Source organism: Pseudanabaena sp. CCNP1317 (genome assembly GCF_034931345.1).
Lineage (GTDB): Bacteria > Cyanobacteriota > Cyanobacteriia > Pseudanabaenales > Pseudanabaenaceae > Pseudanabaena > Pseudanabaena galeata.
This window is the reverse complement of sequence record NZ_JAYGIF010000023.1, coordinates 18,942-31,081: the sequence shown is the minus strand read 5'-3', so window position 1 is coordinate 31,081 and position 12,140 is coordinate 18,942. Positions and strand designations below refer to the sequence as shown.

The following is a 12,140-nucleotide window of genomic DNA, read 5'->3' as shown; positions in this document are numbered from 1 at the left end:
CATTGGTGCTGTAATGCACAAGCTGTTACGACAGGTCTTTGGTGTTCTCAAGTCTCAGCGTTCTTTCGATCCTAATTTTGTTAAAATTCCCTCTTGACTTTTTGGTACTCAAGACAGTATCTACAAGATCTAAAATTTACAGGTAGGGGCAATCCCCCCGTGGTTGCCCTGCTTCTCTACCAGCATGAGATTCATCATCTGAGTTCCACGTAACATCAGTTACCGATCAAACGAACCAAGAAGATTTTTGAAAGTGTTGCAAAGCAACACTTTCAAAAATCTTCTTGGTTTGGATTTAAGCGCTTAGCGTTGTAAATTTAACGTTCCCAGCGAAACTTGCGATCGCTTTCTTGGATCGCTAAGTCGTTAATGCTAGCAAAGCGGCGCATCATCAATCCATTTTCTGCAAATTCCCAATTTTCATTACCGTAGGCACGATACCAATTACCTGCTTCGTCATGATATTCATACTCAAATCGCACCGCAATGCGATTATTCATAAAACACCAAAGTTCTTTTCTCAATCGGTAATCTAGTTCTCTTGCCCATTTGCGTTTGAGAAATTCTCTAATCTCATCGCGCCCATTTACAAATTCATTACGATTGCGCCATTCAGAATCTTCGGTATAGGCAAGGGCAACGCGATCTGGCTCACGAGTATTCCAAGCATTTTCCGCAGCTTGGATTTTGGCTTTGGCGGTTTCTAGGGTAAATGGAGGAAGAGGTGGTTTAGTTTCCATAGTTTTTAGGATTTAGGTAATAGTTAATTTACAGCGCTTTGCGCTCAAATTCAAATCAAGAAAATTTTTAAAAGCATTGCTTTGCAATGCTTTTAAAAATTTTCTTGAGATTCGCTTGCTCGGAAGTTACTGTAATTAGAGGCGATCGCATTTTCAATAAACTTCTGCCAAATAACATTGGGTTCCCAGACAGTTTTCATGGCTGAATATGCTTCTGACGCAGGGACTCCCATCTTCAAATGACGATAGAGATACATAAATGCAGATACGCGCATATTCATCGCACAATGAACAAAAATCGGTTTGTCTTTGTGATTGTCCATCACATCGCAAAACTGATTAAAGTCTGCCATGGTCGGATGATCCCAAACTACGGGGATGTTAATGTAATTCATTCCCAAACTAGTTGCGATCACTTGTTCCTCTGGCAGAGCATTAGAAGCATTTGGCGGTGCTAAATTGAGAATAGTCTTATATCCTGCTTGACTAATTAAAGTCAGTTCTGTGGCGGTTGGTTGACCACTTGTAGCTAACTTGTCCGAGATATATCGGTAGTTTAGGATATCCTCAATTCCTTTTTTAGGACTAAGACGCGATCGCACTATCTGCCATACCGAGCGACCATATAGAACGATGTTAGACAGAATACTTTGTGTTTTCATATTTTGAAAATAGAGAATTACTCCCTTCCCACCAAAGAAATATACATCAAAAACCAAGAATTATACGTTGCGGCGCGAAGCGCCGCAACGTATAATTCTTCACTGGGAAGGGAGTAACTCAAGTATGGCTATAGGTAAGATGCGTAACTCAAACGTCCAACTTTTGTCCAAATTTGGCGTAAATTAGGCAACCATCTAAATTCAGCCTTAAGCAAACCAACTTTTAATAAAAAAGTACAGCGTCATCGCGGAACCAACACCAATCACAAAGCGCTTTACTACTATGGGGGCAATCTTTTGAACATAGTAAGCACTGAGATAACCTCCAATAGAAGCACCGATCGCTGCGATCGCCCCTTCCTGCCAAAGAATCACCCCCGCGTGGACAAAAGGAATAACGATTACTGCATTGATACAACTGGTGAGCATGACCTTATAAGCATTCATGCGATGGATATTGGTCATCCCCATCAGCGCAAAGGTTGCCAAAAATAAAATTCCCATCCCGCCCCCAAAAAAGCCTCCATACACAGCCACAACTAATTGCAAGATCGTAATGAAGACTGTTCGCAATTCTCGGAGCTTCGCAAATCGAGATTGCTGCTGCTCAACCCATAGCGTCATTTTATTGCTAAAGGCAAAAGCTAATGTTGCTGTCAATAATAGGTAAGGTAAAACTTGTAAAAAAGTTGCCGATGGCGTTCTGAGAAGCAAAATTGCTCCTGCTAGCCCCCCAATTACCCCCAATATACATACTTGAATGAGCGATCGCTTATCTTGATCAAATTCGCGACGATAGGCCCCCGCACTGGCTAATGTCCCTGGCAGCAAAGCGATCGCATTGGTAGCATTCGCAGTTATGGGCGGAATGCCAACAAACATGAGCACAGGAAACAAAATAAAACTGCCTCCCCCAGCAATGCCATTGATCCCACCCGCCAATAGCGCCGCCCCAAAAATCAGTAAATATTGCACATTCATGTTTAAAACCCTTACTGGGTTTGGTTCTTACTTCACAAACCTCAGTAAACTCTATATAGCAGTTATTCAGTCTATAGCAATGTAAGTGTTGCTTAGAACATAAACCCAAAAAGATGAGTGGCGGCGCTTCGCGCCGTCACTCATCTTTTTGGGTTTGATTTGTCCTAGCTATCTTTTGCGTTGTTATGGAGAAGTACGGGTTTGTTTTCTCGCCAAAGGTAGAGAAACAGACCTTTGTACCTCGCTTGGTTGAAAAGCGCTATAGATTGATAGCAACTCCAAGGTGTCTGAAACGTGGGAGCGTTCATTTTTGCTTTAATATTATTAATGTAAGCAATTATTGTCGTCTTAGTGTGTCTAAGCTGCGCGATATCTAGCGTTTATCTTGCATTGATTCAAGGGCGTTTAGGATTTAGAGCGTAGCCGCAAACCCTCCGCTATAGGCACTGGTACATTTTTTAATCGTTATGCCCAAAGTTCTCGTTTCTGACCCCATCGATCAAGTTGGTATCGATATCCTTTCTCAGGTCGCCACCGTTGACGTAAAAACCACCCTTAGTCCCGAAGAACTGCTCCAAGTTCTCCCTGAATACGACGCGATCATGATTCGCTCTGGTACAAAGCTCACCAAAGAAGCTGTTGAAGCTGGTAAAAACCTCAAAATCATCGGTCGTGCTGGTGTTGGGGTCGATAATGTAGATGTGCCAACCGCTACCCGCATGGGCATCGTGGTTGTCAATTCTCCTGAAGGCAATACGATCGCGGCGGCTGAGCATACTCTGGCGATGATGATGTCGCTATCGCGTTTTATACCTGCCGCTAACGCATCCCTCAAAGGTGGTAAGTGGGATCGCAAGAGTTTTACTGGCGTTGAAGTATACAAGAAAACCCTCGGTATTCTTGGTTTAGGCAAAATTGGCTCTCACGTTGCTACTGTTGCCAAGTCTCTGGGAATGCGGATTCTCGCCTATGACCCATTCTTGACCGCAGAGCGTGCTGAGAAATTAGGTGTCCATCTGGTTGAGCTAGAAATTTTGCTGCGTGAAGCTGATTACATCACGTTGCATTTACCCAAAACTAAAGAAACTGCACATTTGATTAATGCCGATCGCATTGCAATCATGAAAGATGGCGTGAGAATCATCAACTGCGCTAGAGGCGGGATTATTGATGAAGTAGCGATCGCTGAAGCGATCAAGAGTGGTAAAGTCGGCGGCATCGCCCTTGATGTATTTGAAAATGAGCCTCTCGAAGCTGATTCTGGTTTACGCGAACTCGGCGCAAACGTAATCTTGACACCTCACCTTGGCGCATCCACCGAAGAAGCTCAAACCAATGTAGCCGTCGATGTTGCCGAACAAATCCGTGATGTCTTGCTCGGATTACCTGCGCGATCGGCGGTGAATATCCCTGGATTGCGTCCCGATGTATGGCAAAAACTCAAGCCTTACCTGCAACTTGCCGAAATGCTGGGCAATCTGGTTGGTCAACTGGCTGGTGGTCGTGTCGATACTCTGAATGTCAAGCTCCAAGGTGAAATCGCTAACAGCGAAAGTCAACCAATTGTCGTGGCTGCGCTCAAAGGTTTGCTCTCTCCTGCTCTGCGCGAACGAGTTAACTTTGTCAATGCCAGCATCGAGGCTAAAGAACGTGGTATTCACGTTACCGAAACTCGCGATCCTTCTGTAGAGGATTACAGTGGCTCGATTCACTTGACGGCTCATGGTAGCCAAGGCGAACAGTCAGTAACTGGTGCATTGCTCGGCAAGTCTGAAATTCGGATTACCAGCATCAATGAGTTTCCGATCAACGTTGCACCAACTCACTATATGTTGTTGACTCTGCATCGTGATATGCCAGGGATTATCGGTAGAATTGGCTCGTTGCTTGGTAACTTCAATGTGAACATTGCCAGTATGCAAGTTGGTCGTCGCATGGTGCGCGGTGAAGCAGTCATGGTTTTGAATATTGACGATCCTTTGCCTAGCGGTTTGCTTGATGAAATCGTGCATATTCAAGGTGTCACCGATGCCTTTGTGGTGAAGCTATAGTTTAGATGGTGACGCAATGCGTTACCATCTAAACGAAGTTTAGTGGATAAGCATTATGACAACTTCAAAACCATATATTCCTTCAGAAAAGTATCGTCAAATGTTGGTGCGTGATGGCGATCGCCGTTTTCAAGAATGGCATAACAGCTTTCTCAGTTACCAACAGGCTTATCTCGAAGATATGAATAAGCGTAAAAAATAAACAAAAGGCTCGCATTGCGAGCCTTTTGTTTGGGAGGATTAATTATGACTTTTTGGGCGTGGTACGATCGCAGTTTTTTATCAGCAAAACAATATGATGTACCTGTATATGAGCTTGATTGGCTAGTTTTACGGCTAACTTGCTTAGACAAATTGGACTTAAGATTACGATCGCCTAATATCTCGCAAAAAATTACACCTGAATTATTAACTAAACTCGATCAACTTTGGCAAAAAAGATTAAGCGATCGCGTTCCTGTACAGTACCTAACAGGATCAGTAACATGGCGCAATTTAGAATTGCAGGTTTCTCCTGCCGTATTAATTCCGCGTCCTGAAACCGAATTAATAATTGATATTATTGCTGAGAATTGCCAAGATCCTATTTATCAAAATGGTATTTGGGTAGATTTAGGGACTGGTAGCGGCGCGATCGCGATCGCTTTAGCACAGCAATTTCCGCAAGCAGAAATTCATGCAGTTGATTGCAGTCAAGCTGCTTTAGAAATCGCCAAAATTAATGCTAGTAAGAATTATCAGCAAATCCATTTTCATCACGGCAGTTGGTTTGAGCCATTAGCTAAATTAAATTTACAAAACCAAATTGCGGGAGTTATTTCAAATCCGCCTTATATACCTAGTATTGAAGTTTTAAATTTGCAACCAGAAGTAACCAATCATGAGCCACATTTAGCTCTAGATGGTGGTGAAGATGGACTTGTGGCAATTCGGGAGTTAGTTAATACTGCACCACAATATTTAATTTTAGGCGGATTTTGGATTGTGGAACTAATGGCGGGACAAGCAGAAATAGTGCGATCGCTGTTACAGGCAAATGGCAGCTATACCAATATCCAAATACACCAAGATTACGCAGCGATCGAGCGCTTTGTATCAGCAAATAAAAAATAGAAATATGATTTGGGATTAAAGAAACGTCAGTTCGACGAAAGCGAAGAATGGTAAGAATCGCTTGGAGATTCTTACCATTCTTCGCCATTTGCGGCGTGCGAAGCACGCCGCAAATGGCTATATCGAACTCACCTTAAAGTAGTGTAGATAAACTTTGCTATAGGATAAATCAAAATGCAAGAATTTATTAGTGGTGCAACGCGCCACCAATCAATTCTTGCGTTTTATTACACTCAGTGACAGCTATAAAAACTTAGTGAAGCGGAGGTTTTAAAAGTTTATCTAGTTTTTCTTTCAGCGCAATGTGTTGTGTTTGGAGTTGTTAAGGTGTCTGTTGGTAAGCAGCGTTAGATATTACAGGAATCTCAGCATATTTTCCCATCGCACATTGAAATACTGAATATAAAAATGCTGCTACTATTCCTAAGAAGGTAACATTTAAAATAATTTCCAATATAAAGTATAAAAATGATATTTGCCCTAGAAGTTTTACTATCACAGTGATAAGGATAACAATAATATCTAGTAATAAAGCTTGGATAGAATTGAAACGAATAAAATGTTTGATTTTATAGTTTCTAACAACAAAAATAAATACACTAAACCAAACAACAAGACGAATAGAAATAAAATCAATAATTGAAGTGGATAAAATCTCTTCTATTTTGAGGATTGGGAAGAATATTGTCTCTAAAATAGGGATTTGTGTAAACAGAGATACTCTTCCAAATAAAACTACTGATGCGATCGGTAATAGATAGGGTAAGCTTGAATAAAGCCTATCTAAAGCGTCAACTGAACTACGTCGTGCCATAAATCTCTATTGATTTTCAAATTATTTTTAAACTGTCTAAAGATCACTAGGTCTCATAAAATCTATGCCTAGATTAGTTTTATAACTCGCACTGAAATGAGGCTGCTTGTGAAAGAGTAGGAATGTCAGAATATTCACCTTTGACACTTTGATAAATGGCATAGCCAGCTATTAGAGTTGTACCAATAAAAATGGTATTGGCGATGGTGGCGCTGATCACAGATGGCAATCCATTGCTAGACAACTGTTGGACTACTTGAAATACAAGTTGAGCAATAAATAATACTATTTGCATTAGCAAAGCTTGCATTGTGTTGAATCGAACAAAATGAGGAACACGAGCATCTCTCACCACCAAAAAGAATAACCCCATAAACAGGAAAAATTCGCCTGTCAACCCAAGCACAGGTACTAGAGGAAATGCTAAAACATTTCCATACAGCCAAATAAACGGGAAAAAGGGAAGTACGAGAATTGGGAATTGCTGAAACAAGGTCGCCCCATAGATTACACCCGCCGATATGGGCAGTAGGTAAGGCAAGCAACTATAAAAGCGGTGCAGAGGTGTTACAGATTGCTGCCATGTCATAACTATGTTCTCTAAATTCTTTGTTGTTATTTGATTTATAGCAATCCTAATTCATTTGTGGGATACAGTTTGAGAGAGTGCGTCCCTTTGGGGCGCACTCTCTCAAACTACTTAGGATTGCTTATGGATTCGATTTTAGCTCAAGTTCTTTAAAGAGATTTAAAAAATATTTACATTTCTTTGTCACAAATGCTGCAAAATGTAACGAAATGTAAACAAATCAATTTAAAATTATTGCATTTATTGCCCAAAATCAACCATAGCAATGCTTGTCTGGTATTAAATAGTGAATAGGTATAAATCTTTAATTGCTAATTGTTACTGAACGTAACAGTTTTAGCAACACTATAACCAAACGCAATACATAACATTCTAAAAAAATCAGGACAGTAATTTAAGGAGACTGCATGTTCACTTCTGTGCCACCGATCGCAACACTATCTGGTAGACGTATCATTCCCGAAAATCTACAGGGTCGGGTCTTAATGAAGTTGGTCTATGTAGTGCTTGAACCTCAATATCAGAGCGCTATGTCGGCGGCTGTAAAGTCAATCAACAAAAACAATCCTCATCTGGCGATCGAGGTAAATGGTTATTTAATCGAAGAGCTACGTAGTCCAGAAAATTACGAAGCCTTTAAAGAAGATATTGCGGAAGCCGATATTTTTATTGCCTCACTAATTTTTATAGACGATCTCGCCACGAAGATTGCCCAAGCAGTTGCCCCCCATCGCGATCGCCTATCCGCCTGTGTGGTATTCCCATCGATGCCTGAGGTGATGCGCCTTAATAAGATGGGTTCATTCAGTATGGAAAATCTGGGGCAGTCGAAAAGTGCGATCGCCCAGTTTATGCGGAAGCGTAAAGAGAAATCAGGTAGTTCTTTTCAAGACAGTATGCTCAAGGTCGTCCAGACCCTGCCTAAGATTCTTAAATATATGCCGATGGACAAGGCTCAGGATGCTCGCAACTTCATGTTGAGCTTTCAATATTGGCTAGGGGGATCAACGGAAAACCTTGAAAATTTCTTGTTGATGCTTGCCCAAAATTATCTGCCGACGGTCAAAGCGCGAGCAAAAGAAAATGGTTCCGCACCTTTACAAATTAAAGATCCTGTCAATTACTTAGACATGGGACTGTGGCATCCCCTTGCTCCCAAGATGTTTGAGACTACTACCGACTATTTAAACTGGTTTAACTCACGTACAGATATTCCTGAAGAAATGAAAGATCCCCTCGCGCCATGTGTGGGGCTTCTCATGGCAAGAACTCACCTTGTCACAGGCGATGACGCGCATTATGTGGCGATGGTACAAGAACTGGAGTCTCTTGGAGCAAGGGTGATTTCCGTATTTAATGGGGGCTTAGATTTCTCAAAAGCAGTTGAAGAATATTTCTATGATCCTAAGCAAAAGGATCGGGCGATCGTCGATAGCGTCGTTTCACTGACTGGTTTTGCATTAGTTGGGGGGCCTGCTAAACAAGATCATCCCAAAGCGATCGAAGCCCTCGAAAAGCTAAATCGTCCCTACATGGTGGCTTTACCCCTCGTTTTCCAAACTACTGAAGAATGGCAAGATAGCGATCTCGGATTGCATCCTGTGCAAGTAGCGCTACAGGTTGCGCTACCAGAACTCGATGGCGGACTCGATCCCATTGTGCTTTCGGGGCGCGATAGTATGACGGGAAGATCTCATGCGATCGGCGATCGCCTTGAAACCATCGCCAACCGTGCGATCAAATGGGCAAATCTGCGCCGCAAGCCTCGCCACGAGAAGAAACTAGCTATCACCATTTTCAGCTTTCCACCTGATAAGGGAAATATTGGCACGGCCGCTTACTTAGATGTATTCTCTTCCATTCACAAAGTTGCCGAAGCTCTTGGCAACAATGGCTATGATGTGCAAGGCTTGCCCAAGACATCCCACGATATGATGTCAGAAATTCTGCATAATCCTGAAGCCATGGTTGGCAGTCCTGAACTGAATGTTGCTTACAAGATGTCTGTGCCTGAGTATGAAGCCCATACTCCCTACGTCGATCGCATTATCGAGCAATGGGGAGCCGCCCCCGGACATCTCAATTCTGATGGTCAGAATCTGCTGATTTACGGTAAGCAATATGGAAACATCTTTGTAGGCGTACAGCCTACCTTTGGTTATGAAGGTGACCCCATGCGCTTGCTCTTTAGCAAATCCGCGTCACCCCACCACGGGTTTGTTGCTTACTATACCTATCTGAACCATATCTGGGGAGCCGATGCAGTCCTCCACTTCGGTACTCACGGTTCAATGGAATTCATGCCAGGTAAACAGGTGGGAATGTCGGGCGAATGTTTCCCTGATAGCTTGATTGGAGCTTTGCCGAATATCTATTATTACGCCGTTAACAATCCATCGGAAGCCACGATCGCTAAACGTCGCGGTTATGCCACGATTATCAGCTATATCACTCCTGCGCCCGAAAATGCAGGCTTGAGCCGTAACTTGCAAGAATTGAGTGAACTGATTGCGTCTTACAAGGATCTGCGCCTCGGTGGTCGTGGTGTGCAAATTACCAATACGATCATGGACAAGGTACGCTTGGTCAATCTAGATAAGGATGTGCAGCTTCCTGACCAAGATGCCAAGGAAATGTCCCTTGAAGAGCGCGATAACGTCATCGGTCAGGTTTATAACAAGCTGATGGAAATCGAGTCTCGCGTTCTGCCCTGTGGCTTGCACGTTGTTGGCGAACCTCCAAAGGTTGAAGATGTCACCGATGTATTGACAAGCATTGCCAGCTTCGATCGCCCCGAAGACAACATGAAGTCTTTACTTCGGATCATGTGTGAATGTATTGGACGCGATATCGAACAGCTATACAAATCCAGTGACAAAGGTATTTACGCCGATGTGGAACTTTTGGCTAACATTCGCGCGATCGCCAATAAATCCGTAGGTGCATTGGTCAAAGCGAAGGCTGATGACGATGGCAGAGTTTCTAAACTCTCAGTGCTGAACTTCTTTAGAATGGGTAAAACCGAGCCTTGGATTGAAGTTTTCCAAGAGAATGGCTATCCCAATATCAATAAAGATGACATCAAACCTCTATTTGAGTTTTTAGAGTTCTGTCTCAAACAAATCGTCGCTGATAACGAACTTGGTGGTCTAATTCGCGCCCTCGAAGGTGACTATATTCTGCCTAGCCCCGGTGGTGACCCCATTCGTAATCCCTTGGTGCTACCTACTGGCAAGAATATGCACGCTCTCGATCCTAACTCGATCCCTACGAGTGCAGCAGTACAAGCCGCGAAAACCGTAGTCGATCGCCTCTTAGAACGGCAACGTCAAGATAACAATGGCGTTTATCCCGAAACGATCGCTGTCGTGCTCTGGGGAACTGACAACATCAAGACCTATGGCGAATCCCTCGCTCAAGTTCTCTGCATGATCGGCGTGAAGCCCATGCCCGATGCCCTAGGTCGCATCAATCGGTTGGAACTAACTCCTCTCGCAGAACTAGGCAGACCTCGCGTTGATGTGGTTGTTAACTGCTCTGGCGTATTCCGTGATTTGTTTGTGAATCAAATGGACTTAATCGATCGCGCTGTGCGTATGGCAGCCGAAGCCGATGAGCCTTTGGAAATGAACTTTGTCCGCAAACACGCGATCGCCCAAGCCGAAGAGTTTGGTTTAACCATCAGTCAAGCCGCAACTCGCGTCTTCAGTAACTCATCGGGTTCCTATTCCTCTAACGTCAACCTTGCTGTGGAAAACAGCACATGGGAAAACGAAGAAGAATTGCAGCAGATGTACTTATCGCGCAAGTCCTTCGCCTTTGGTGCGAATGTCAGCAACACTCAACAGCGTCAGCTTTACGAAGCCTCACTGAAGACCGTTGACATGACCTTCCAAAACTTGGACTCGTCAGAAATCAGTCTCACCGATGTATCTCACTACTTCGACTCTGACCCCACCAAGCTCGTTGGCAGTCTCCGCAAAGATGGCAAAAAACCAGCTTCCTTTGTCGCTGACACCACTACTGCAAACGCTCAAGTCCGCACTCTGACCGAGACAGTTCGCCTCGATACCCGTACCAAGATTCTCAATCCCAAGTGGTATGAGGGAATGCTCAAGAGTGGTTACGAAGGTGTGCGCGAAATCTCGAAGCGCCTTGTCAACACAATGGGCTGGTCAGCAACGGCTGGCGCAGTGGATAACTGGGTTTACGAAGATGTCAATGATGTCTATGTGAACGATAAAGAGATGTGCGATCGGCTCAAAAATCTCAATCCCAATTCGTTCCGTAAGATTGTTGGTACTCTTCTAGAAGTCAATGGTCGCGGCTATTGGGAAACCAGTGAAGAGAATCTGGATAGATTGCGTGAGCTATATCAAGAACTCGAAGACCGCATTGAAGGTGTAGAGTAAAATAAAAAAGGGCGGCTTGTGCCGCCCTATTCTTTAGGCTACAAATATGAACTACCGAAATTACATCACGATTGAGCCAAATAAGCGAGGTGGTAAGCCTTGTGTGCGTGGTTTGCGAATTACGGTTTATGAAGTTCTTGAATATCTAGCTTCTGATATGACCGAAGCAGAGATACTTGAGGATTTTCCTGATCTAACGCGAGAAGATTTTAAAGCCTGTATTGCATACGCGGCAGCAGGATAGTTAGTTTATGGGAAATAGCGATAAATTTCTTTGCGATGCAGAACTCTACAAAATGTAACGGTTTCGCCTTCAAAGATCACACCAATTCGATAATCTCCTACTTTGATTCGATACGCATTTTCATACCCCTGTAGCTTTTTGACATTTTTGATATCTGCCAACCCAGAAAGTTTGGGAATCTCCTCAAATACAAGAGTGTTTATGGGTTTGAAGTAAGGTGTACTTCTGAGCGCTTTAAGTTCTTTAAGAAAGCTAGGAAGATAATTGACATTCATGCTCTTTCCATTTCGGCAAGCGCTTCTTGGAGACTAAGAGGCTTTTCATCCTTGACTTCTAGCATGGCATGGACAAGCCCTAAATCTTCAATGGCTTCGACAATTGCAGGATCTTGAGAATGGCTTTCTGATTCTGGCGTAACGCTTTCACGAAACAAACGAATGATCTGCAAAAGGTTTGACCAATATTGCTCAGGAATTTTGTCTAGCTCATTGGCTAATTCTTCTGCAAATATAGTTGGGCTATTAGTTGTCATCT

At 43.3% G+C, this 12,140-nt stretch carries 12 protein-coding genes; 5 read left to right on the top strand and 7 right to left on the bottom strand.

What is annotated here, in order from left to right; translation table 11 throughout:
- Positions 1 to 317: 317 nt before the first annotated feature.
- From VB775_RS08870 to VB775_RS08860, 3 genes are all read right to left on the bottom strand, one after another.
- Positions 318 to 740: a nuclear transport factor 2 family protein gene (locus VB775_RS08870; protein WP_281007132.1), complete on the bottom strand. Its 423-nt coding sequence runs from the start codon at positions 738 to 740 to the stop codon at positions 318 to 320.
- A 92-nt stretch (positions 741 to 832) separates the two neighbouring features.
- Entirely contained in the window at positions 833 to 1,402 is a 570-nt protein-coding gene (locus tag VB775_RS08865) for a protein tyrosine phosphatase family protein (RefSeq protein WP_281007133.1), read from the bottom strand.
- 207 nt (positions 1,403 to 1,609) lie between these two features.
- The gene (locus VB775_RS08860) at positions 1,610 to 2,383 is read right to left on the bottom strand and encodes a sulfite exporter TauE/SafE family protein (protein WP_281007134.1); all 774 of its coding nucleotides are present in this window, start codon (positions 2,381 to 2,383) and stop codon (positions 1,610 to 1,612) included.
- Between the two features lie 467 nt (positions 2,384 to 2,850).
- Between VB775_RS08860 and serA the strand changes: the two genes are divergently transcribed.
- From serA to prmC, 3 genes are read left to right on the top strand one after another with little or no spacing between them, the layout of a single operon-like run.
- Positions 2,851 to 4,434 (top strand): phosphoglycerate dehydrogenase, encoded by a 1,584-nt coding sequence (gene serA / locus VB775_RS08855; protein WP_281007135.1) that lies wholly within the window; start codon positions 2,851 to 2,853, stop codon positions 4,432 to 4,434.
- A gap of 55 nt (positions 4,435 to 4,489) precedes the next feature.
- Complete coding sequence (locus VB775_RS08850; protein WP_281007136.1) at positions 4,490 to 4,636, top strand: hypothetical protein; 147 nt, start codon at positions 4,490 to 4,492, stop codon at positions 4,634 to 4,636.
- A 44-nt stretch (positions 4,637 to 4,680) separates the two neighbouring features.
- A complete protein-coding gene (gene prmC, locus VB775_RS08845; RefSeq protein WP_281007137.1) occupies positions 4,681 to 5,547 on the top strand; it encodes a peptide chain release factor N(5)-glutamine methyltransferase in 867 nt (288 codons plus the stop codon).
- 322 nt (positions 5,548 to 5,869) lie between these two features.
- On the opposite strand, the gene VB775_RS08840 is transcribed toward prmC, so the two are convergent.
- Positions 5,870 to 6,361 (bottom strand): Tic20 family protein, encoded by a 492-nt coding sequence (locus tag VB775_RS08840; RefSeq protein ID WP_281007138.1) that lies wholly within the window; start codon positions 6,359 to 6,361, stop codon positions 5,870 to 5,872.
- A 79-nt stretch (positions 6,362 to 6,440) separates the two neighbouring features.
- Positions 6,441 to 6,950: a Tic20 family protein gene (locus VB775_RS08835; RefSeq protein WP_281007139.1), complete on the bottom strand. Its 510-nt coding sequence runs from the start codon at positions 6,948 to 6,950 to the stop codon at positions 6,441 to 6,443.
- Between the two features lie 407 nt (positions 6,951 to 7,357).
- On the opposite strand from VB775_RS08835, the gene VB775_RS08830 reads away from it, so the two are divergent.
- Positions 7,358 to 11,362: a magnesium chelatase subunit H gene (locus VB775_RS08830; protein ID WP_281007140.1), complete on the top strand. Its 4,005-nt coding sequence runs from the start codon at positions 7,358 to 7,360 to the stop codon at positions 11,360 to 11,362.
- A gap of 46 nt (positions 11,363 to 11,408) precedes the next feature.
- Positions 11,409 to 11,606 carry a DUF433 domain-containing protein gene (locus VB775_RS08825; RefSeq protein ID WP_281007141.1) on the top strand — a complete coding sequence of 66 codons (198 nt, stop codon included), beginning with the start codon at positions 11,409 to 11,411 and terminating at the stop codon, positions 11,604 to 11,606.
- Positions 11,607 to 11,611: 5 nt separating this feature from the next.
- Here the strand turns inward: VB775_RS08825 and VB775_RS08820 are convergent, their stop codons facing one another.
- Positions 11,612 to 11,881, bottom strand: coding sequence for a type II toxin-antitoxin system RelE family toxin (locus VB775_RS08820; RefSeq protein WP_281007142.1), 270 nt, complete (start codon positions 11,879 to 11,881; stop codon positions 11,612 to 11,614).
- Positions 11,878 to 12,138, bottom strand: a complete 261-nt coding sequence (locus VB775_RS08815) for a hypothetical protein (RefSeq protein ID WP_142656254.1) — start codon at positions 12,136 to 12,138, stop codon at positions 11,878 to 11,880. The genes VB775_RS08820 and VB775_RS08815 overlap by 4 nt, the downstream gene beginning before the upstream one ends.
- Positions 12,139 to 12,140 lie beyond the last annotated feature (2 nt).